Origin of the sequence: Luteimonas sp. 3794 (assembly GCF_031456825.1) — a bacterium.
In the GTDB taxonomy this organism is placed as follows: Bacteria; Pseudomonadota; Gammaproteobacteria; order Xanthomonadales; family Xanthomonadaceae; genus Luteimonas.
Genome location: NZ_JAVDVJ010000005.1, coordinates 1 through 22,193, shown reverse-complemented (window position 1 = coordinate 22,193; position 22,193 = coordinate 1). Strand labels below are relative to the sequence as shown.

Sequence of the window (22,193 nt, the reverse complement as noted above, 5' to 3'; positions counted from 1 at the left end):
AGACAGCTCAATCTTCTTCGAGCTGGCTCTGCAGGTAGTTCTCCACGCCGATGCGCGAGACGAGATCGAGCTGGGTTTCCAGCCAATCGACGTGTTCCTCTTCCGATTCGAGGATGTCGACCAGCAGCTTGCGGCTGACGAAATCACCGGCGCTCTCGCAGTGGGCGATGCCCTCGCGCAGCGTCGGCAGGCCGTCCATCTCCAGCGCCAGATCGCATTCGAGCGTTTCGACCGGCGCCTCACCGATGCGCAGCTTGCCCAGCGCCTGGAAGTTCGGCAGGCCTTCGAGAAACAGGATCCGCTCCGACAATTTGTCGGCATGCTTCATCTCGTCGATCGACGCCTTGTAGGCGCGCTTGCCAAGCTCGCCCAGGCCCCAGTTCTTCAGCATCTTGGCGTGCAGAAAGTACTGGTTGATCGCCGTGAGCTCGTTGTAGAGCGCCTGGTTGAGAAAACGAATGACCTGCGCGTCGCCCTTCATCGAGGGATGCTCCTGATATCGCGGAATGCGCACACTCTAACGATCCGTCACCGGCGATGACGGAACGCGAATCGTGATCATTATTCGGCGCTACGCGGCGCCGCGCGAATCAAGCGGCCGATGCGATCAGCGGCAGATCGATGACCGGCGCGCGGCGCGCGGTGTGGAAATCGTCGAGCAGGCCCGATGCCATGTCCAGGCAGCTGCCGCAGGTGGCGCCACAACCGGTACGCATCGTCAGCTCACTCACTTCCCGGCAACCATTGGCAGCCGCCTGACGGATCTGGGAGTCGGTGACGCCGTTGCAGATGCACACGTACAAGGCTGTGGTCCTGGCGGAGAGCTGGAGTCGCCATTCCGCCATAAACGAGAATCAGTGTCAAATAAGAACTGTTCAGCCCGCACCGCTGTCATCGCGCCCACGGACTGCGGCCTCCGGCGCCCGACGCGGGCCCCGCCGCTGCGGGCGACGACTGCGCGCCCGGAGCTCGATCGCAGGCTGCGGGATGGCCTGCGCGCCGGCCACCTGGCGGGCGTACTTGGCCAGATGGCTCAGCGCGCTGGTATAGACGCCACGCTTGAACATCACCACGTGCTCGAGCGGATACCAGAAATCCACCCAGCGCCAGTGATCGAATTCAGGCGTCTCGGTGAGATCCAGACGCAGATGCGCTTCTTCGCCGACGAACTTGAGCAGGAACCACACCTGCTTCTGGCCGACGCAGACGATGCGGTCGTTGCGGCGGATTGCGCGCTGCGGCAACCGGTAGCGCAACCAGCCGGGCGTTGCGCCGAGCACGGCGACGTGTTCCGGCAACAGCCCGGTTTCCTCGTGCAGCTCGCGGTACATGGCCTCGAGCGGCGTCTCGTCGGTGTTCATCCCGCCCTGCGGGAACTGCCAGCCATCACGCCGGACCCGACGCGCCCAGAAGACACGGCCGTCCGGGTGCATCAGCACGATGCCGACATTGGGCCTGAACCCGTCCGGATCGATCACGATGCGGACTCCTAATGCGATTGACTTGCGTCACTGGCATCGACTCTGCCACGCGCCGCCCCAGTGAACAAGCTGGAACTGAACCCCGGCAATTGCGCACAAAAAACCCGCCTTCCGGCGGGTTCTTCTCGACGCTTTCGCGTTGGTGGCTATGGGTGGACTCGAACCACCGACCCCGTCATTATGAGTGACGTGCTCTAACCGGCTGAGCTACATAGCCATCTGTCGTGCGGAAGATCCCGCGACGAGCCGCGCATTCTGCCCAAGCCTCGGGCCTGCGTCAATCGGCGCGGCCGGACATGCTGATCGCACCAGGTCACTTCACCTCGCCGACGGCGCGGCCGGGAGGCCCAGCTGATCGAGCATGAACGCGTACATCTCCGCCGACTCGCGGTAGCGACGGAAGCGGCCCGACTTGCCGCCGTGGCCGGCCTCCATGTTGGTGCGGAACACCACCGGCCCTGCGCCCGTATTGAGGTCGCGCAGCTTGGCCACGTACTTCGCCGGCTCCCAGTACTGCACCTGTGAATCCCACAGGCCGGTGCCGACGAACATCGCCGGATAAGCCTTGGCTTCGAGATTGTCGTAGGGCGAATACGTGAGCATGTAGTCGTAGTAGCGCTTCTGCTCTGGGTTGCCCCACTCGTCGTACTCGTTGGTGGTCAGGGGGATGCTCGGGTCGAGCATCGTCGTGACCACGTCGACAAACGGCACCTGCGACAGGATCACGTTGTACTTCTCCGGCGCCATGTTCGAGATCGCGCCCATCAGCAAACCGCCGGCGCTGCCGCCATAGGCCGCGACGCGATCGGGTGCAGCAAAGCCCTGCTTGACCAGATCGTCGGTGACGTCGATGAAGTCGGTGAAGGTGTTGATCTTGTTGAGCAGCTTGCCGTCGTCGTACCAGGCGCGGCCCATCTCCTCGCCGCCGCGGATGTGCGCGATGGCGTAGACCATGCCACGGTCGAGCAGGCTGACGTTGGTGACCGAGAAGCCTGGATCCATTGAGGAGCCGTAGCTGCCGTAGCCGTACTGCAGCAGCGCCGCGGTGCCGTTTTTCTCGAAGCCCTTGCGATAGACCAGCGATACCGGAATGCGCTTGCCGTCGCGCGCCGTCGTCCACACGCGCTCGGTGACGTAGTTCGACGGCTCATAGCCGATCACCGCCTGCTGCTTGAGCTGGCGACGCTCGCCGGTCTTCGTGTTGACCTCGAAGGTCGTCGCCGGCGTGGTCAGCGAGGTGTAGCCGTAGCGCAGCCAGTCGGTGTCGGGCTCGGAGTTCACCGCCAGGCCCATCGCGTAGGCCGGCTCGTCGGCCTGCACGAATTCGTCGCTGCCATCACGCTTGAGCACGCGCACGCGGGTCAGCGCTTCGGCACGCTCCTCGATCGCGGTGAAACCATCGAACAGTTCATAGCCTTCGATGTAGACATCGTCGCGGTGCGGCACGAGGTCGGTCCACTGCCGGCGCGAGGTCGCATCGCTGGGCGCGGTGACGAGCTTGAAGTTGGTCGCCTTGTCGGCGTTGGTGCGGATCACCCAGCGGCCGCCGTAATGATCGGCGTCGTATTCGACGTCGCGCGCGCGCGGCGCGAGCACGGTGAAGCTGTCCGGATTGTCGGCCGGGGCGTAGCGCGTCTCGCTGGACACGGTGCTGCCGACGCCGATGACGATGTAGCGGTCGTCGCGCGTGCGGTCGATGCCCATGTAGAAGCTGTCGTCCTTCTCTTCGTAGACCAGCACGTCCTCAGTGACCGGCGTGCCGAGCACGTGCTTCTTCACCCGCACCGTCAGCAGGGTTTCCGGATCGTTCTCGACGTAGAACAGCGTACGGTTGTCGTCAGCCCAGACGAGGTTCGCCGACACGCCCGGGATCGATTCTGGATAGATCTCACCCGTTTCGAGATTCTTGAAGCGGATCGTGTACTGGCGACGGCCGTTGGTGTCGTCGGCGTAGGCGAGGATGCGGTTGTCGCGCGTCACGTCCCAGTCGCCGACCGCGTAATAGTCCTTGCCGTCGGCGAGCTGGTTGACGTCGAGCATCACCTGCTCGCCGCTGAAATCGCCACGTGCGTTCGCAGCCTGGATCGACAGCGCATCGACGCCGGCGCCATCGGCGCGGCGCGCGTGCACCGGATAGTCCTTGCCGGTTTCAAAGCGCGAGTAGTACCAGAAGCCGCGGTCGCGGTACGGCACCGAGCTGTCGTCCTGCTGGATGCGGCCCACGATCTCGTCGTACAGCGTGTCCTCGACCGGCTTCAGCGACGCGAGCATCGCGTCGGCGTAGGCGTTCTCTGCGTTGAGATAGGCCAGCATCTCCGAGTCTTCACGCTTGTCGTCGCGCAGCCAGTAGTAGACGTCCTCGCGCGTCGCGCCGTGCGGCGCCTTGACGGTATGCGGACGCTGCTCGGCGTCGGGCGGCACCGGCGCGGCGGCACGTGTAGCGGGGGAAACGCTCATCAGGCTCAGGCTCGTCAGGATCGGCGCGGCCAGCAACAGGGCGGCGCGGGGAAAAGGTGTCTTCATCGTTGGGTCCATTCGTCGCGATTGCAACGCCAGATAAGACACCGGCCGCGAATGCGGCCGGTGCGGGATCGAATCACTTGCCCAGTTGCTGCCACAGGAACGTCAGGTAGAGCGCGTCCATGTGCGCCTGCTGCCGGTTGTTGGCAGCGCCGCCGTGGCCGCCTTCGATGTTCTCGTAATAGCGCACGTCCTTGCCGGCTTCGGACATCAGCGCGTGCATCTTGCGCGCGTGGCCGGGGTGGACACGGTCGTCGCGGGTCGAGGTCAGGATCAGCGTCGGCGGGTAGTCCTTCGCCGGATCGAACAGGTGGTAGGGCGAGAAGCTGCGGATGAATTCCCACTCTTCCGGCTTGTCGGGATTGCCGTACTCGGCCATCCACGACGCCCCCGCCAACAGCTTGTGATAGCGCTGCATGTCGAGCAACGGCACCTGGATCACGACCGCGCCGAACAGTTCCGGATACTGGGTGAGCATGTTGCCGGTCAGCAGTCCGCCGTTGCTGCCGCCGCGGATGCCCAGATGCGCGGGCGACGTGATCTTGCGGTCGATCATGTCCTGCGCGACCGCGGCGAAATCCTCGTAGGCCTTGTGGCGGTTGGCCTTGAGCGCCGCCTGGTGCCAGCGCGGGCCGTACTCGCCACCGCCGCGGATGTTGGCGACCGCGTACACGCCGCCCTTCTCCAGCCAGCCCTTGCCGACGCCGCCGGAGTAACCGGGCGTCAGCGAGATCTCGAAGCCACCGTAGCCGTAGAGCAGCGTCGGATTGCTGCCGTCGAGCGGCATGTTCTTCGGACGCACGAGGAAGTACGGCACGCGCGTGCCGTCCTTGGACGTGGCGAAATGCTGTTCGACTTCATGCGTGCTGGCGTCGAAGAACGCCGGCATGGTCTTGAGCGTTTCCGGCGCGGCATTGCCGCCCACCTCGGCCAGCATCAGCGTGCTCGGAGTGAGGTAGTCGGTGACCGTCATCCACACCGCGTCGGACTCGTCGCTGTCGACGGCGCTGACCGCGACCGTGCCGAGCTCGGGCACGCCGGCCAAAGCGCTGCGCGCCCAGCCATCCGCACCCGGCGTCAGCACGGTGAGCTTGTTCTTGACGTCCTCGAGCACGTTGAGCACGAGGTGGTTCTTGGTCCAGGTCGCGCCGGCGAGCGAGGTTGTATCGGTGGGCTCGAACAGCACGTCGAACTCGCGTTTGCCGGCCATGAAGTCGTCGAACTTCGTCACCAGCAACGAGCCCGCCTTGTAGGTCCTGCCACCGACTTCCCACGGTTCGCGCAGCTCCAGCCCGAGCCATTCGCGCTGTACCGACTTCTGCGCCGAATTGGGCGCGTCGATCTTGGTCAGCTCGCCATCGGCGCTACGCACATACAGCTCGGCGTTGTAGAAGGCCAGCGTGCGGCTGACGAAATCACGCTCGAAGCCCGGCGTGTCGTCACGCATCGCGGCGATGTACATGTCGTCCGGCTGGCCTTCGTAAACCAGCGTGGCCTGGTCCATCGACTGGCCGCGCGCGAGTTGCTTGACGATGCGCGGGTAGCCCGAGGAGGTCAGCGAGCCATCGCCGAAATCGGTGTAGACGTAGACGTTGTCCTGGTCGATCCAGCCCAGCGCGCCCTTGGCTTCCTCGCGGAAGAAACCGCCGTCGACCCAGGACTTCGATGCGACATCGAACTCGCGGGTGACATCGGCATCGGCGCCGCCGCGCGACAGCGCGATCAGGCAGCGCGTGTACGCCGGACGCAGGCAATTGGCGCCATGCCACACCCAGTTCTCGCCCTCGGCCTTGTTGAGCGCGTCGAGGTCGAGCACGGTCTCCCACTTCGGCTGCGGCTTGCGGTATTCCTCGAGCGTGGTGCGACGCCAGATGCCGCGCTCGTGGTTCCGGTCGCGCCAGAAGTTGTAGTACCACTCGCCCTGCTTGTAGACGGCGGGAATCTTGTCGTCGGAGTCGTAGATGCCCAGCAGGTCGGATTCGAGCTGCTTGAATTCGGGCGTCGCCGCCAGTTCGGCTTCCGACTTGGCGTTCTGCGCGCGGACCCAGTCCAGCGCTTTTTCATCGGTGACGGCTTCGAGCCACTGGTGGGGATCGGACACGGCGGCCTCCTGGGCAGATGCGGCGCCCATCGACAGGCCGGCGGCGACAGCCGCGGCGAGGCAGAGCTTGGACAATTGGGACATGACGACTCCGGTGGCGCATGGACAGACAGCCGCCAACGCTAGCACGCAGCCTGGTCCCGGGCCGCATGACCAAAGTCACGATGCGGCGGCTTCGGGCGCCGCCGCCGTCCGTCAGCGCAGCAGCGGCAACAGCCCGGCCGCGGCCAGGGCCGCACGCACCGAAACCCGCCCGCGACGACGTGGTGCCGGCTGGCGCCGGGCCTGGGCAAGGCCTGGCCGACGCCGCCGCAAGACCGCTGACGAGGCCAGCTTGCGGCGGCGCGGCAGGCGACGCAGGAACAGGGTGAGCCAGGCGACCGCCGGCATGCCAATCAGCCACAGCGGCGGCCAGCCGATCGCAGTGGCGCCGGAACGCAGACCGGGGAAGGACAGCAGCGCGACCGCGCCGAGCAACAGCGCACCGACCAGCATCGCGCGCAGGGTGGCATCGGCGGACACATCGGCATCGGGCGAGGCATGGGCGATACGGGACATCTCGGCAGCTCCTGGACGCGGTGATCGATGGCCCGGCTGGGCATGGCCGCAGTCTGCGCGGCGCGCATCTCATGGGCTGCGACCCTTGGGCTGTCCGAGGAAAGAATTCGAGCGCCGACCTGGAGCCGGACCGCCGAGACCACTTGAAAGCCCACCCCTCACCCGACGCGCGATGCGCGTCGACCCCGGATCGAGTCCGGGGCAGGCTCTCTCCCGGAAGGAGAGGTGCTTACCGTTTTTCGTTCGGCTGGGCAGCCGCTCAGTACCCGGCTTCGTCCAGTGCGCGCGTCGCCTGGTGGCGACCGATATCGATCAATTCCGCGGCCCGCCAGAACTCGTAGAACTGGCAGACATCACGCGGAATGCGGATCACCAGTTCCGGCGGATCCAGCGCCAGCTGCACGCGCGAGATCTGTGCCTGCATGGTGTCGAGCGAACGCGACATCACCTGGACCAGACCGCGCGGCGCGGCATCGGTGTCCTCCTGCGCTTCGCCTTGCCACGCCGGGGTGCCCGGCGGCTGGGTCGGCCAGCCGTGCATGTCGACGGCGATCAGTCGCGTCGCATCCGACAGCCGCGTGGCGGCGATCGGCAACGGCGCCAGCAGGCCGCCGTCGACCAGCGGCCGCCCGTTGACGACATGCGGGGTGAACACGCCGGGGATCGCGAACGATGCGCGCAGCGCATCCCACAGCGGACCGGCCTGGATCCAGACTTCGCGCTGCCGCTGCAGATCGACCGCGACCGCGGTGAACTCGATCGGCAGATTCTCGATCAGCGGATCGCCCACCACCTCGCGCATCGACTCGACAAGCCGCTTGCCGGCGAGCACGCCCGCACGACGGAAACCCGGATCGAGCAGGCGGATGAAATCGCGCCGCGACATCGCACGGATGCGCGCATCGAACTCGCGCAGGCGCCCGGCCGCATAGACACCACCGACCAGCGCGCCACTGGAGGCGCCGGAGATCGTGACGATCGGAAAACCGCGCTCCTCAAGCACTTCGATGACGCCGATCTGCGCCAGACCGCGCGCACCGCCGGCGCCCAGCGCCAGTGCGACAGGCTCACGCATCGTCATCGTGGCGGTCTCAGCCCTCGTACTTCTGCAGCGCCATCATCAGCAGCGAACGGGCCTGCTCGCGCAGGGCGACCGGCTCGATCACTTCGGCATCGGCGCCGTAATGCAGCACGTCCATCAACAACTCGCGCGCGCCGCTGTAGGGCACCTTCAACTCGAAGCGACCGTCGGGCAGGAACCGGCCCTGCTGCTGCGAATGCCAGTGCTCATCGGCGACCCAGCGCGCGGCCTTGGCGCTGAACAGGATCGTCGCGATGCCCTTGGGCGGACCGGAGAAGATGCCGTAGCTACCGGCCAGATGCGTGTCGAGTTCGGCGTCCTCGATATCGCGCGCATCGGCGGTCAGCACGCGGGCATTGGTGATCCGGTCGACCGAAAAGCTGCGCAGCGCGTCGCGGTCCTGGTCCCAGGCATCGAGATACCAGTTGTCGCGGTAATGGGTGATGCGCTGGGGTGACACCGTGCGGCGGGTGCGCTCGTCGGTCGAGCGCGCGCGATATTCGAACGACAGCTGCTTGCGCTGCAGCACCGCCGAACAGACGTTGCGGAACGCGTGCTCGTCCATGCGCCGGCCGCGATGCGGAATCACCCGCACCCGCTGTACCGGCCACTGCTTGCCGGCCGAGTGTTCGTCGAGCAGCTTCTCGATACGCGACTGCAGCGGCGCCAGCGCGCTCGACAGCACCCCGCCGCTGCTGCGCGACATCAGCTGCTGCGCGGCGAGCAGTGCGTGCAGTTCCTCGGAACTGAGCCACAGGCCCGGCAACTCGAAACGGCCGCCCTCGTCGGTGTCGTAGCGGAAGCCCGCGTCGCCGTCGCCGACGATCGGCGCCATCAAGGCGTCGCGGAGAAAGGCCAGATCGCGATAGACCGTTGCCCGCGAGCATTCGAGCTCGTCCTGCAGCTTGGCCACCGTCACCGGATAGCGCGAGGTCTTGAGGATGCGATGCAGCGAGAGAATGCGTTCGTATCGGTCCATGCGGCCGATTATGGCGCCAGTCCGCCGCGACGGCGTGACCGTCGACCGGATAACCGCTGGTTAACGCGTGCGGCGGCCGCGGCCGCCTAGACTCGCGCATCGGAGTGCGAGCGGATCGACATGACGCAGGGAACGCGGAACAGGACCGTCGGCATCGCGCTGGGCGCGACGGTGCTGGTGCACGCAGGCATCGCCTGGTGGCTGATGGGCCTGCGGCATGCAGCGCCCGAGCGCGAGGACGCCGCGCTGGCGGTGACCTTCATCGAGCGGCCGCCGCCCGCGATCCCGCCAGACCCGCTGCCCCCGGCACCCGCACGCGCCGCCACAACCGACACGCCGCCGCCTTCGCCGCGCGTGCGCACGCCGCGCAGTGCGCTGCAGGCCGTGGACGTTGCGAGCCCACCGGACAACGCGCAAGCCCCGGTGCCGACTGCCACGGCGCTGCTGGAGCAGGCCGGAGACTGGGCGCGCCAGCAGGCGCCGGCGGCGGACTTCGCGCACGACCCGCTGCAACATCGGCCACCACCCGCTGCGGACGGCCGCTTCGCGATGCGGGGCCCGATCACACCCGCAGACATCGCAAAGGGCATCGGTCAGCTGTTCGGCGGGCCCGGCTATACGCAGGATCCCTGCCCGCAGATCCGGCGCAACATCGGCAACCTCGGCACCGGCGGCGATGCGGAGCTGACCCGCGAGGAGATCCGTCGCCTGCAGCAGTTCTGCCTGTAAGGCTCAGCTGACGGCGCGCGCCTGCCGCACGCCGGCGGCCACGCGTTCGGCCTGCCCGCGCAGTTCGGGCATCGCGATGGTCTCCCACAGATCACCGATGCGCGTCGCGCCGAGCGTCCACAGTCCGGGCACGACGTCGCCGTTCGCGTCGAGGAGTTGGCCGTCGCCGCGCGTCGCGAGCCCCAGATCGAGCGGGCCGGGCGCGACCAGGCCGCGCGCATGCAATGCGGGTAGCAGCGGCCCCGGCGCACGTGCCAGCCGCTTCTCCATGCCGGTCGCGTTGACCACGACATCGACGATCGTCGATGTCGGCGCGCCGCCTCGCGGTGTCCAGTCGATGCCCACGCGAACATCGCGCGCCTCGATGCGGAACAGGCGCCCTGCCTGCAACGAGAACCGGCCCGACGCCTGCATATCATCGACGACCGCCGCAACGCCAGGCGCGATGCGATGGCGATGGATGTCCCACTGCCGCACTGCGTGGCGCAGGAAGCGGCGACGCTCGGTCTCGGGCCACGCCTGCCACAGCGCGCGCACCTGCGGACGCAGACGCTCCAGCGCGTCCTGCCAGGGGCGACCCTGCACAACCGCCTCCCTCGCCCATTGCCGCAACAGGCGCATACGGGCGCGCACGCCGAGCGGCATCAGCGCATCCACGCCGCCGGGCTGCGGCACGGTGCCCGGCGCATGCGCCAGCGGCATCAGGCCGTTGCGCGAGATCGCGAGCACACGTCCGCGATGTCCATTCGCCTGCAGGGTCAGCAGCACGTCGACCATGCTCAGCCCCGCACCGACGATGGCGACATCGGCGTCGGCCGCGATCGCGGCGACCGCGTCGTAATCCCAGGCGTCGACCGTGCCCGCGACCTGCGCCCCCCCGGGCAGCGCTGCCGGCTGGTTGCCGATCGCCAGAACCACGGCGCGCGCGTGCAGTTGCGCGCCGGACGCAAGCGTCGCGATGAAACCTGCGCCATCACGCTCCAGATCCACCACGGCCTCCGACCGCAGTGCCAGCGACGCGCGCGACGGATGCCCATCGAGCCGCGCCTGCAGATAGCGGCCGTAGACACGCCGCGGTGCGAACTGCACGGCCAGCGTTGCGGCGTCGATGCCGACGGATTCGGGCTGGGTGCGCAGCCAGGCGACGAAATCGTCAGGCGCCGCATCGAAGGCGCTCATGCGCGCGGCGTTGACGTTGAGCACATGCTCTGCGCGCGGCGTCGAATACGCGGCCCCGCGCGCCGGCGCAGGCCGCGGCTCGGCCAGCGCCACGTGCAGGCCGTCGTGATCCAGCAGATGCAGCGCCACCAGGGCGCCGCTCGCGCCGCCGCCGATCACGAGCACATCGAAATCCTCCATGCCCGTGGCGGATACGTCTAAGGTCATTTGGGGGCCTGCCACATCGGGGAGGCGCAGTATCCCATCCGCTTCCGTACCATGGCGCGCCACGGCGGCCGTGCACCGCCTCACTCCCGGCGCGCGTCCGTGCTGGCACCCTTGCCGCACTGCCGCACGTGGCAGCCGGGGAACACGATGAAGAAGGAGACCGCGTGGATCTGTGGTTGACGCTGGCAGTGATGGCCGGGGCGGTATTCCTGTTCGTGACCGAGAAGCTGCGTGTCGACGTGGTCGCGCTGCTGGTCGCGGTTTCGCTGCTGGTGCTGGGCGTGGTCACCCTGCCCGAGGCGCTGTCGGGATTCAGCAACCAGGCGACGGTGATGGTCGCGGCGATGTTCGTGCTCAGCGGCGCGCTGCAGCGCAATGGCGCGCTGATCGCGGTCGGCGATCTGCTGGCGCGTATCCGCTGGAAGTGGCTGTTCCTGCTGGTGATGATGAGTCTGGTCGCGGGCGTGGCGGCGTTCGTCAACAACACCGCGACGGTCGCGGTGTTCCTGCCGCTGGTGCTGGCGGCGACGACCGCCAACCGCTGGGCACCGTCGAAATTCCTGATCCCGCTGTCCTACATCTCCCAGGCCGCGGGCGTCTGCACGTTGATCGGCACCTCGACCAACCTGCTGGTCGATTCGATGGCCCGCGAAGCGGACACCGCCGGGTTCACCCTGTTTGAATTCGCGCCGCTGGGCATCATCTTCGTCGGCATCTGCATGGTCTATCTGATGACGGTGGGCCGTCTGCTGCTGCCAGACCGCGGTGTGCCGGGCAGCGCCACTGCCGACCACATCGGCCGCTATGTCGCCGAGCTGCTGGTGGCCGAGGGCGCCGCGGTGATCGGTCGCCTGCGCAGCGAGGTGCTGCCCGACGGCAGCAACGATGTGACCGTGCTCCAGATCCTGCGCAACGGCGCGGCGGTGCGTGGAAACGATGTGCGGGTCGAGGCCGGCGATCGCCTGTTGCTGCGTGGCCTGTGGCAGGACATCGACGCGACGCGCAAATCCATGAAACTGAAGTTCGACCATGTGGCGCGCGATCTCGACGGCGATCTCAGCGCCGAGCGCCTGCATGTGGAGGTGATGGTCGCGCCGGGCTCGCACCTGATCGGCCACACGCTGTCGGGCATGCGCTTCGGCCATACCTACCGGGCGCGCGTGCACGGGCTGCACCGGCGCCAGCTCGGCATCCGCCAGCCGCTCGACCAGGTGCCGTTGCATGTCGGCGACGTGTTGCTGCTCGATGCGCCGGTGAAGGCGATCGCCGACCTGCGCATCGATCGGGGCCTGATCGTGATGGGCTCGCGCGCGCAGCGGACGGTCGACACGACCAAGGCGACCCTGTCGGCGATCGTCATGGCTGCAGCAATCGCGGCCGCCGCGCTGGGCTGGATGTCGATCGTGGCCTCGGCCCTGCTCGGCTGTGTCGCACTCGTGGTGCTACGCCTGCTCGACCCGGACGAGGCCTACGAGGCGATCGACTGGCGGGTGATCATGCTGCTGGCCGGCATCATTCCGCTCGGCATCGCGCTGCAGAAGACCGGCGGCGCGGTGCTGGCCGCCGATCAGCTGATCAATCTCGTCGGGCATTACGGCCCGACGGCCACGCTCGCCGCGGTCTATCTGATGACCGCGACGCTGACCGAGTTCATGAGCAACAACGCCTCGGCCGTGCTGCTGGTGCCGATCGCCATCGCCACCGCCGATTCGCTGGGCGTGGATCCCAAGCCCTTTCTGATTGCGGTCGCGTTCGCCGCGTCGACCAGTTTCGCCACGCCGATCAGCTACCAGACCAACACGATGGTCTACACGGCGGGCAACTACCGGTTCAGCGATTTCGTGAAGATCGGCATGCCGCTCAACCTCATCTTCCTGGTTACCGCGACGCTGCTGATCCCTCGCTTCTTCCCGTTCTGACTGTGCAGCGCGCGGGGCGCGTGGCACGCTGGCCGGCGACTCCTCAACCGGACTGCCGGATGCGCCAGATGATGACGATCGCCGCGTGGCCGCTGACCGGCGCCGGCCTGGGCCTGTTGATGTGGAGCGGCATGACGACGGCGCTGCTGCAGCTGCGCCCCGGCCCCCCGTCGACACTGCACCAGCTGCAACTGCTCGGACTGCTGCTGGGCGTGGCGCTCGTGGCAGCCGGCTCGCTGGCGCGGCGTTTCGATTCCCAGCTCGCCTCTCCCGGCACGCGCCGGACCCGTATGCTGCGCCTGATGACGCTCGTGATAGCCGCGCTGCTCCTGGGACTGCTGCTGGCCGGGGTGTGGGCGACGCGCGGCGCGCTGCTGGCCGGCCTGGGGCTGCTGCTGTCGCTCGCGGCGTTCACCACCGTCGCCGCGACTGCCGCTGGATACAGCGCGCCGGAAGCACCCGCGCCCTGGCGGCACCCTCTGGTCCTGCCGGTGCATCTGCTGTTCGCGATGAGCACCGGGCTTGCCCTGCTCTATGCGCTGATGGACCGGCTGTTCGTCTCCGCGAACGATGGCCGAACGATGCTGGCGACCCTCACCGGGCTCGGCGCCTGTCTCGCGCTGTGCAAGGCGCTGTACTGGCGGGCCGTGCATCAAATGCCTGCAGCGGTCGCCCCATCGCGCGTGTTCCATGGCGCGCGCGCGACCGTGCTGGGCCTCGCTGCCGGCGTACCGCTGCTGTGCTGGCTGCTGGCGATGACGCATGCGCTGCCGACCCTGGTTCCGTTGTTGCTGGCGGCTGCGGCGCTGCTCGGCGCGGCGGCGCTGGAGCACCGCCTGTTCCTCCACGAAGGCGATACGCGGCAGGCCCAAGCGGATCCCGGTTTCTGAAGCCTACTTGGATGGCACGCTTGCGGAGGTGGCAACCGCCACGCCTGCTTCGGCATAATCAACCTGGAACCGCTTACATGAATGGCTGACATGCTTGCTGGCTGGTGGCTGGCCGTTGCGGGCCTGCCGATCTACACACAACCGCTTCCTGCCGCACCGGAATTGCCCGCCATCACGGCGGTGGCGACCCGGCAGGTGCCCCTGCGACGCCCCTGCTACCGGCTCTCGTGCCGCGACGTGGAATGGACGGCCGGCGTCGCGCGCCAGCGGATCTGGTCACCGAAGGCGCCCGGTGTGCGCCCGCGCACGGTCGCCCAGCCGCTGGTCAAGCTGCCCGACCGGCGTCTGGCACCCCTGCACTCGCCATTTTCCAGCCGCGCGTTCGTGCGCTCCGGCGGCAACCATGTGAAATGGGATGCCCGCTACGGCCTCGAAGCCATCCGCAGCCCGGAAACCTCGTTGCGGCTGGAGTTCGGCACCGGCGTGCGGATCGAGCCCTATACCGACTTCGGCACTGCCGCGATGGGCCCGATTGCCACCGGCCAGGTGCAGCTGTCGCAGGAGATCGGCACGCGCGCCTCCTTCACCCAGGAGGTGCAGGTGGAAACCGGGCGCGAGAACACCTTTCTGCGCCAGACGCTGGCGTTCGATTACGAGCTGTTCCCGCAGTGGACGCTGCGCTCGGATTTCGAACTGCGCCACGACACGCTGGGCAATGGTGGTCGGGGCAGCACCGACACCGAGGGCTCGGTCAAGCTGCGCCGCGCATTCTGAAGTGGCCGGGAGATGCCGGCGCGGGTCGCGCAGCAGATCCGCCCGATAGCGCGCGGGGCCACTCAGCCCGGCAGGAACGCGCCCGCGCCGGCTTCCAGCAACAGCGATGCGACCCGGGCGCCGAGCGCATCGCCCTCGGCATGCGAGGACTCGCCGCCCGCGCGCACCGCGCGACCATCCAGCGCCGACCCGACCATGCCCTCCAGCCGCAGCCGTTCGCCATCGAGCCAGGCGTAGGCCGCGACCGGCACGTGGCAGCTGCCATGCAGCGCCCGGTTCATCGCGCGCTCGGCTTCGACGCAGCGCCGCGTCGGCGCATCATCGAGCGTGGCCAGCAGCGTGTGCAGCACAGGCGCATCGTCGCGGCATTCGATCGCAATCGCGCCCTGCGCCGGTGCCGGCAGCCAGTCCGGCGCATCGAGCCGCGCGCGGATGCGCGTCTCCAGGCCCAGGCGCTGCAAGCCTGCACAGGCGAGCACGATGGCGTCGTAATCGCCGGCGTCGAGTTTGGCCAGGCGGGTATTGACGTTGCCGCGCAGATCCACGAGCTGCAGATCCGGCCGCCGCGCGCGCAGCTGCGCCTGGCGACGCAGCGAGGAGGTGCCCACGCGTGCGCCGACCGGCAGCGCGTCGATGCCGTCGAACGTGTTGCTGACAAAGCCGTCGGCGTGATCGGCGCGGGCCAGGATCGCGGGCAGTGCGAAGCCCGGTTCGAGTTCCATCGGCACGTCCTTGAGCGAATGCACCGCGCAGTCGGCGTCGCCGGCCTGCATCGCGATTTCGAGCTCCTTGAGGAACAGACCTTTGCCGCCGATCGCGGCCAGCGAACGGTCCAGCACCTCGTCGCCGCGCGTGCTCAGTGGCACCAGCGCGACTTCGAGGCCGGGATGGCGCGCACGCAATGCGGCGGCCACGTGTTCGCTCTGCCATAGGGCGAGCGGACTCTTGCGGGTGGCGATACGCAGTCGATCCATCCGCGCATTATCGGCGATCGACGCCGGCCTCGCTTGCGTGATCAGAGCTGACGCACGGTGTCGCGCAGCTGCGACACGCAGCGGCGGCTGACTTCCAGGGGCCGATCGCCGTGACGCAGCACGGCGTGCACGTGGCCTTCCAGATCGCGCCGCAGTTCGACCAGCTCGTGCCGGGCAACCAGGCAGTTGCGGTGGATGCGCACGAATCGGTCACCGAACTCATCCTCGAGCGACTTCAGTGACTCCTCGACGAGATCCTCGCCGCGGGCGTGATGCACGACAACGTACTTTTCTTCGGCCTGCAGATAGCGGATGTCCTCGACCGGAATCAGCCGCAGGCTGCCGCGCAGGCGCGCACACAGATGCGTGCGCCGCTTGTCGCCATGTGCATCGCCATCCGCGGCCGCCTCGCGTCCGGCGGTGAATGTGCGCGCGCGCTCGACCGCGACCTGCAGGCGCTCGGGCCGGACCGGCTTCACCAGATAGTCGACCGCCGCAGCCTCGAAGGCCTTCAATGCGTGGGCGTCATAGGCGGTGCAGAACACGATGGCGGGGCGCGGCTCGAACGCGCTCAGATGACGCGCGACTTCCAGCCCGTCGATGCCGGGCATCGCGATATCCAGTAATACCAGCGCCGGATCATGCGCGGCGCAGGCCTCCAGTGCGCTGCGCCCATCCCCCACTTCGGCCACGATCTCGATACCGGGCAGTTGCCCCAGCAGCACCCGCAAGCGCTCGCGCGCGAGCGGCTCGTCGTCGGCGATCACGACCTTCATGGCGTGCGTCCTCCCGGGACCGGCGCGGCACCGTCCGTCGGCACCGGTACCTGGATGGTGCACGCATAGCGTCCGCCGTTCCACCCGTAGCGCATGCGCGCCCGCGGCCCGAAGGCGAAGCCGAGCCGCTGGGCGATGCTGCGCTGGGCATGTCCGGCGCCCTGCGCGGGCGCATCATCGGGCGGCAGCGACGGGTTGGCGACCTCGATGCCGAGCACGCCCGCTTCCAGCGTCAGATGCACATCGATCGTGCCGCCTTCGGGGAGCCGCGAGATGCCGTGCAGCACCGCGTTTTCCAGCACCGGCTGCAGCACCAGACGTGGCATCGGCAGGGTCCATGGCAGATCACGCTGGGTGTGCCAGTTCACCTGCAACCGGTCGCCGAGCCGTAGCTGCTCGATCGAAAGATAGCGTTCGGCCAGCGACACCTCCTCGGCCAGCGTGGACGTGCCCTCCCCGGCCCCCAGCGCAGCGCGGAACAGGTCCGACAGATCCAGCACCGCGCGTTCGGCGACGACCGGATCCCGGCGCAGCAGCGTGGCGATCATGTTCATGCTGTTGAACAGGAAATGCGGCCGGATGCGCGCCTGCAACGCATCGGCCTCTGCGCGCGCATGTGCCGCCACCTGGCCCTGCCAGCGATCGATGACGGAGAAATAGCGCAGCGCGATGCCGGTGAGCAGGCCCACGACCGGGCCACTGCCGCCGACGAAACGGCCGAAGCCCGGCAACGCCGCTTCACGGACGCTGGCGAAGAGGCCATGCACGATCGCCGAGGCCATCACCGCAACCGCCATCGCCAGTGCGACCGCCACCACTGCACCGATACGCACGGGGAAGCGCGATAGTGGCCGTCGGCAGGCGCACAACAACACCGACACCGACAGCGCGAGCCACAACGCGTATCCACTCGCGGAGACGAATGCGGACAGGTCCCACAGCGCGGCAGGGTTCGGCGCCAGCAGCACGACCAGCACGGTGAGCTGGGCGAGTCCCAGCATCGTCAGCAGGCGCCGCAGCCGGCACAGGTCCGGCAGCCAGAGACCGTCGACTGCCGGCGCGGCCATGCTCAGCCGGCTGCGAGCCGGGTGTCGAACCAGTCGCCGATGGCGACGATTTCTTCGGCGCAGACCGAATGCGGCATCGGATACTGCTGCCAGTCGACCTCGAAGCCGACCTCGCGCAGCCAGGCCGCACTGCGTTCGCCCGCGCCGAAGGGCACGACGGGATCCTGCGTGCCGTGCGCCATGAAGACCGGCTGGCGTGTCGCGGCGTCGACCAGCGCCGCCGCCGCATTGCGCGGCGCAGGCAGATAGGTCGACAACGCCACCAGGCCGGCCAGCGGCGCGCGACGCCGCAGCCCTGCCGCCAGCGTCACCGCACCACCCTGCGAGAACCCCGCGAGCACCACGCGCTCGGGCGGAACGCCGCGTACGGCCTCGCGCTCGATCAGCGCATCGATCTGCGCCACCGATTCAAGCACGCCGGCCTCGTCCGCACGATTGGCCAGGTCGAAATCCACGATGTCGTACCAGGCGCGCATCCGCACGCCGTTGTTGATCGTCACCGGACGCACAGGCGCATTCGGAAACACGAACCGGATCGCCGGCCAGTGCGGGCGCAAAAGCTCCGGAATCAGCGGCACGAAATCGTTCGCATCAGCGCCCAGACCGTGCAACCAGATCACGCTCCACGCAGGCGCGGGGCCGATCTCGCGTTCGATGCATTCGAGCAGCGCAGGGGTGTTGGAATCCATGTCGAACCGGGCAGCCGTTGGAAGCGCCAGTGTAAGCGCTCCGTCCGATGCGGCTAGCCCTGCAGCGCCGGCGCAGGCGTGGGCGCCCCTGCTTCGGGTGGATGGGCTCGGGCCCGCAACTCGGCGGCGCGCAGCAATACCGCTGGCGGCGAATGCTCCTCCGGCGTGGAGAACAACCCGGCGCGACGCAGCGCGAGGCCGGCGCGACGCGAGGAGGTGAACCGCACGATCGGGATCGATCCGACCAGGCCGATGATCATCGGCGACATCCACAGCGCCAGGCCCGGCGACATCATCCAGGCGCCGGTGCCCATGAGCACGCCCAGCAGTGTCGTGCCGCGATAGTTGCGCCACAGGTCGCCCCAAGTCTGACGGCCGTCGTCACGTCGCTGCGCATCCCAACCCGAGTCGCGCCCCGCCAGGACCTCGGCCACACCACGCGACTGCACATACATCGTGATGGGCGCCATCAACGCGGCCAGCAGATTCTCGATCACCAGACTGATGAAGCCGCGCACGGCGCCGCCGGTCCCGCGCCGCATGCGCGCATCGGCCAGCGTCGCGATGTAGCCGAGAATCTTGGGTGCGAACAGCATCGCCATGGTCAGCAGGAACACACCCAGGAAGCGGCCATCGTCGATCGCCATCCAGTAGCCGGCCGGCGACAGGCCCTCACCGAAGGCGCCGTGCTGCAGCGGTACGGCGAGGCCGATCAGGACCAGCATCGCCCAAAGCGGGGCGGTCAGGTAATGACCGATCCCGATCAGCAGGTGCCAGCGGCTGACCCAGTGCAGGCCGCGTGCGGGCAGCACGCCGCCGTGCTGCAGATTGCCCTGGCACCAGCGACGGTCACGTACCAGCATGTCGGTCAGGGTCGGCGGCCCTTCCTCGTAGCTGCCCTCGAGTGTCGGCACCATATGCAGCGCCCAGCCACCGCGGCGCAGCAGGGCGGCCTCGACGAAATCGTGACTCAGCACCGCGCCGCGGAACGGCGTGGTGCCGTCCAGTTCGGGCAGACCACCATGCGCGGCGAAGGCCTGGGTGCGGATCAACGCGTTGTGACCCCAGTAGTTGCTTTCCGCGCCGTGCCACCAGGCCACGCCGTGCGCGATCACCGGGCCATACATCCGTCCGGAAAACTCCTGCATGCGTGCAAACACCGTCGCGCCATTGACGATGACCGGCAACGTCTGCACGAGCGCGACATCCTCGTTCGCCTCCATCGCCGCCGCTAGACGCACCAGGGTGTCGCCGGTCATCAGGCTGTCGGCGTCGAGGATCAGAAACTGCGGATACGCCCCGCCCCAGCAGCGCACCCAGTCGGCGATGTTGCCGGCCTTGCGTTCGTGATTGTCCTCGCGCAGGCGATAGTAGAGCCGCGCCTGCGGCATCGCCGCGCGCAGGCGTTCGAAGGCGATGACCTCACGCCGCTGGATGTCCGCATCGCGCGTGTCACTGAGGACGAACAGATCGAAATGGTCGCCGCGCCCCGTCGCCTGCAGCGATTCGACGATCGCCTGCAGTCCGGCGAGCAGACGCTCGGGATCCTCGTTGTAGGTCGGCATCAGCAGCGCCGTGCGCACGGCGAGCGTGGGCAAGGAGGCATCCGGATCGATACCGAGCCGCGCGGGCCGCTTCATCAGCACGAGCACGAAGCCCGCGAGTGAACTCGCGAACGACTGCACGATCCAGGCAAACAGCGGCACGAACACCAGCAGCAACAGGCCCTCGAGCAAGCCGATGCCGCCGATGCGGAGCAGCCACCAGATCTGATACGTCGCGAAGATCGTCAACACCGCTGCGGTCGTCACGATGAATCCGCGACGCCAGGCCATGCCGGCCGGCGCGCTGGGCAATGGCCGCGTCACCAATCGCCCTTCCCGCAGCGACTGGATCGGCATCTGTAGCGGCGATGTGTCCGGCATGGCCGGATGTCCCGAGGCGCTCATGCGCTCCACCGGTACACCCAGGTCTCGGCGGCTGCCTTGCCACCGCTATGCAGCCGCGCACGTAGATCACTGCTCTCAGATCCCGCCGGCGCGAACTCGAAGGCCACGCGCCAGCCACCCCCCGGCCGCGTGTGCACCACTGGGTTGGACACGCGCCCAGTGCTCGCCATGACTTCGAGCTGCGGCACCTCTTCCGCCAAGCCACCCTCGAAATCAATGACCACCAGACGGATCGAACGGTCGCCACCCGGTCGCGCGCCGATCCGTGTCGCTGCGACATGCGCGAGTTCCGGCTTCCAGAGTGTGCTCTGGGTCCAGTGCAGCCGATAACGCCACCGGCTCTCGCTGCCTGCCTCGAGTGGTTGGGCTGGCCTCCAGAACGCGACGATGTTGTCCTGGTATTCGTCGGCCGTCGGAATCTCCACCAGATGCACTTCACCGCGCCCCCAGTCGTCGAGCGGCTCGACCCAAGCCGATGGGCGGCGCTCGTAGCCGGCCTCGGCATCCTCGAAATCATCGAAGGCACGCTTGCGTTGCATCAGACCAAAACCGCGTGGGCTGCGGTCCTGGAACCCGCTGTGCTGGATCGACGCAGGATTGTGCAGCGGTCGCCAGACCTGTTCGTCAGTGCCGGTCCACAGACCGAGTCCATCGGAGTCGTGCACGGATGGCCGGTAATCGTCGACACCGACGCGGTCGGCCGCGTCGAACTGGTACATGCTGGTCAGCGGCGCGACGCCCGCATGGGCGAGGTCCACGCGCGGAAACAGGTGTGCATCGATTTCGAAGATGGTGTCGTCGCCCGGCTGGATCCGAAACCGGTAAGCGCCCGCGACGCTCGGCCCGTCCAGCAAGGCATCGACGAGGATGGCGGTATCCCCGGCATCGGGCCGATGCAGCCAGAAGGCGCGGAATGCCGGAAATTCCTCGGGCTCCGGATCGCCGCTGCCCAGTGCAACGCCGCGTGCCGAAAGACCATAGGCGAGTCCCTTGCCCACCGCGCGGAAGTAGCTTGCACCCAGAAACACGCACAGCTCGTCGAAGTAGTCGCGACTGTTGAGCGGCGCGTGCAGCCGGAAGCCGGCAAAGCCGGTCGTCTCATCGAGCGCCGGCGTCGGATTCGGACTGTAATCAAACAGCGCCGTGGAGAACGGCACCTCACGGGCCTGACCGTCCGCCACGACGTGGATCTCGACGCGCGGTTTGAACAGAAACCCGCGATGGAAGAACTGTGCCTGGAACTCGACACCGGGCAACTCGCGCCAAAGCGCCTGCTCTGGCCGATAACGGAAATTCCGGTACTGGTCGTAATCCGCGCCGGCGAGGGCTGCCGGCAAGGACACATCCGGCGCCGCGTGCGCATTTGCTGCGAGGGCGCGGGCCAGACTGACGACGGTCGCCTCATCGAACGGCGCCGACGTCGCGCCTTGCGCAGCTGCGGCGAACGCCGGCCACCACCCACCTAGGAGCGGCGCAGCCATAGCGGTTTTCAGAACATCGCGTCGTCGCACCGTCAGGCCACCGTATCGTATTCAGGTCCGCGGCAATGTAACGATGCGCATGTAAGGATGTTGCGAAACACAAGGAATGTCTGCGTTGCATCAACGCGCCAACGCCGGGTGTGGGGTATCCACTGGGAAGCTTTCACCGGTCAGGCCGGGGCCTGAGGTACCTATCGGCGCATGAGCGAGCGCTCGCCTGTTCGCAACCAGCGTCGCGATCGAATATCCAGTTCGGTACCTCGCTCGCCCGTCATGTATGACGGGGAGACGCAGACGCATGCTGGTGGGCCCACCAGGACTCGAACCTGGAACCAAAGGATTATGAGTCCTCTGCTCTAACCATTGAGCTATAGGCCCGTGGACGACAATCGTAGCAATTCGTTCGACCTACGCGAACGCCGGATCTCGGGTATCCGCGGGATGGTGGCAGTCCAGGTCCGATTAACACGCTCACATTCGACTCAAGAGAGCGCCAGACGAGGCGAAACAGGTATTTCAGAGCGCGCGACGTTCTTGAAGCTCCACGGCATGGCGTCGCCCCTCGGAGCGGGGAATCGCGCCTCGCCGTTAGCCGCAGATGCATTCTGCGCCGCATGCTGGCCGGCGACTAAAACCTTTCCATCCGCATAAATCACGCCGATGGTTTCTCCCCCGTCGCCGGACATTCTCCAAATCCGCCACAAAGAAAAACCCCCGCCGGAATACCGGCGGGGGTTTTGGATAAAAAACCCTGGCGATGACCTACTCTCGCATGCTAGATGCACACTACCATCGGCGCATGTACGTTTCACTTCCGAGTTCGGAATGGGATCGGGTGG

The 22,193-nt window shown here is 67.6% G+C and carries 20 protein-coding genes, 2 tRNA genes and 1 rRNA gene; 4 read left to right on the top strand and 19 right to left on the bottom strand.

All coding sequences use genetic code 11. From position 1 onward, the window contains the following. Positions 1-7 precede the first annotated feature (7 nt). The 9 genes from bfr to J2X52_RS09140 form a co-directional block, all read right to left on the bottom strand. The gene (gene bfr / locus J2X52_RS09180; protein ID WP_310151954.1) at positions 8-481 is read right to left on the bottom strand and encodes a bacterioferritin; all 474 of its coding nucleotides are present in this window, start codon (positions 479-481) and stop codon (positions 8-10) included. A 109-nt stretch (positions 482-590) separates the two neighbouring features. Then, a complete protein-coding gene (locus J2X52_RS09175; protein WP_310152465.1) occupies positions 591-803 on the bottom strand; it encodes a (2Fe-2S)-binding protein in 213 nt (70 codons plus the stop codon). 72 nt (positions 804-875) lie between these two features. Next, complete coding sequence (locus J2X52_RS09170) at positions 876-1,478, bottom strand: RNA pyrophosphohydrolase (RefSeq protein WP_310151947.1); 603 nt, start codon at positions 1,476-1,478, stop codon at positions 876-878. Between the two features lie 143 nt (positions 1,479-1,621). Then, a tRNA-Met gene (locus J2X52_RS09165) sits at positions 1,622-1,698 on the bottom strand. A 101-nt stretch (positions 1,699-1,799) separates the two neighbouring features. After that, a complete protein-coding gene (locus J2X52_RS09160) occupies positions 1,800-4,004 on the bottom strand; it encodes a S9 family peptidase (RefSeq protein WP_310151943.1) in 2,205 nt (734 codons plus the stop codon). A 73-nt stretch (positions 4,005-4,077) separates the two neighbouring features. After that, the gene (locus J2X52_RS09155; protein WP_310151941.1) at positions 4,078-6,186 is read right to left on the bottom strand and encodes a prolyl oligopeptidase family serine peptidase; all 2,109 of its coding nucleotides are present in this window, start codon (positions 6,184-6,186) and stop codon (positions 4,078-4,080) included. Between the two features lie 111 nt (positions 6,187-6,297). After that, a complete protein-coding gene (locus J2X52_RS09150) occupies positions 6,298-6,660 on the bottom strand; it encodes a hypothetical protein (RefSeq protein WP_310151938.1) in 363 nt (120 codons plus the stop codon). Positions 6,661-6,919: 259 nt separating this feature from the next. Next, positions 6,920-7,735 carry a patatin-like phospholipase family protein gene (locus J2X52_RS09145; protein ID WP_310151935.1) on the bottom strand — a complete coding sequence of 272 codons (816 nt, stop codon included), beginning with the start codon at positions 7,733-7,735 and terminating at the stop codon, positions 6,920-6,922. 16 nt (positions 7,736-7,751) lie between these two features. Beyond that, positions 7,752-8,720: a YafY family protein gene (locus tag J2X52_RS09140; protein WP_310151931.1), complete on the bottom strand. Its 969-nt coding sequence runs from the start codon at positions 8,718-8,720 to the stop codon at positions 7,752-7,754. 120 nt (positions 8,721-8,840) lie between these two features. Between J2X52_RS09140 and J2X52_RS09135 the strand changes: the two genes are divergently transcribed. Then, positions 8,841-9,449, top strand: coding sequence for a hypothetical protein (locus tag J2X52_RS09135; protein ID WP_310151927.1), 609 nt, complete (start codon positions 8,841-8,843; stop codon positions 9,447-9,449). Between the two features lie 3 nt (positions 9,450-9,452). Here the strand turns inward: J2X52_RS09135 and J2X52_RS09130 are convergent, their stop codons facing one another. Next, on the bottom strand, positions 9,453-10,835 hold the full coding sequence (locus J2X52_RS09130) for an FAD/NAD(P)-binding protein (protein WP_310151924.1): 1,383 nt from the start codon (positions 10,833-10,835) through the stop codon (positions 9,453-9,455). Positions 10,836-10,999: 164 nt separating this feature from the next. Between J2X52_RS09130 and J2X52_RS09125 the strand changes: the two genes are divergently transcribed. The 3 genes from J2X52_RS09125 (at position 11,000) to J2X52_RS09115 (ending at position 14,418) form a co-directional block, all read left to right on the top strand. Next, positions 11,000-12,754, top strand: a complete 1,755-nt coding sequence (locus J2X52_RS09125; RefSeq protein WP_310151921.1) for an SLC13 family permease — start codon at positions 11,000-11,002, stop codon at positions 12,752-12,754. Between the two features lie 59 nt (positions 12,755-12,813). Continuing rightward, complete coding sequence (locus J2X52_RS09120; RefSeq protein ID WP_310151918.1) at positions 12,814-13,644, top strand: hypothetical protein; 831 nt, start codon at positions 12,814-12,816, stop codon at positions 13,642-13,644. Positions 13,645-13,734: 90 nt separating this feature from the next. Further along, on the top strand, positions 13,735-14,418 hold the full coding sequence (locus J2X52_RS09115) for a DUF481 domain-containing protein (RefSeq protein ID WP_310151915.1): 684 nt from the start codon (positions 13,735-13,737) through the stop codon (positions 14,416-14,418). A gap of 62 nt (positions 14,419-14,480) precedes the next feature. Here the strand turns inward: J2X52_RS09115 and hemC are convergent, their stop codons facing one another. The 9 genes from hemC to rrf form a co-directional block, all read right to left on the bottom strand. Next, positions 14,481-15,392: a hydroxymethylbilane synthase gene (gene hemC / locus J2X52_RS09110; RefSeq protein ID WP_310151912.1), complete on the bottom strand. Its 912-nt coding sequence runs from the start codon at positions 15,390-15,392 to the stop codon at positions 14,481-14,483. Positions 15,393-15,433: 41 nt separating this feature from the next. Further along, a complete protein-coding gene (locus tag J2X52_RS09105; RefSeq protein WP_310151907.1) occupies positions 15,434-16,168 on the bottom strand; it encodes a LytTR family DNA-binding domain-containing protein in 735 nt (244 codons plus the stop codon). Then, complete coding sequence (locus tag J2X52_RS09100) at positions 16,165-17,235, bottom strand: histidine kinase (RefSeq protein WP_310151905.1); 1,071 nt, start codon at positions 17,233-17,235, stop codon at positions 16,165-16,167. The genes J2X52_RS09105 and J2X52_RS09100 overlap by 4 nt, the downstream gene beginning before the upstream one ends. Positions 17,236-17,237: 2 nt before the next feature. Next, complete coding sequence (locus J2X52_RS09095) at positions 17,238-17,924, bottom strand: alpha/beta hydrolase (protein ID WP_310151902.1); 687 nt, start codon at positions 17,922-17,924, stop codon at positions 17,238-17,240. A 53-nt stretch (positions 17,925-17,977) separates the two neighbouring features. Then, positions 17,978-19,873 (bottom strand): glucans biosynthesis glucosyltransferase MdoH, encoded by a 1,896-nt coding sequence (gene mdoH, locus J2X52_RS09090; RefSeq protein ID WP_310151901.1) that lies wholly within the window; start codon positions 19,871-19,873, stop codon positions 17,978-17,980. Next, positions 19,870-21,354 (bottom strand): glucan biosynthesis protein, encoded by a 1,485-nt coding sequence (locus J2X52_RS09085; protein ID WP_310151898.1) that lies wholly within the window; start codon positions 21,352-21,354, stop codon positions 19,870-19,872. The genes mdoH and J2X52_RS09085 overlap by 4 nt, the downstream gene beginning before the upstream one ends. Before the next feature lie 302 nt (positions 21,355-21,656). Then, a tRNA-Ile gene (locus J2X52_RS09080) sits at positions 21,657-21,732 on the bottom strand. Between the two features lie 104 nt (positions 21,733-21,836). Next, a complete protein-coding gene (locus tag J2X52_RS09075) occupies positions 21,837-22,040 on the bottom strand; it encodes a hypothetical protein (RefSeq protein ID WP_310151895.1) in 204 nt (67 codons plus the stop codon). Positions 22,041-22,103: 63 nt separating this feature from the next. After that, positions 22,104-22,193 (bottom strand): 5S ribosomal RNA (gene rrf / locus J2X52_RS09070); the annotation flags it as partial.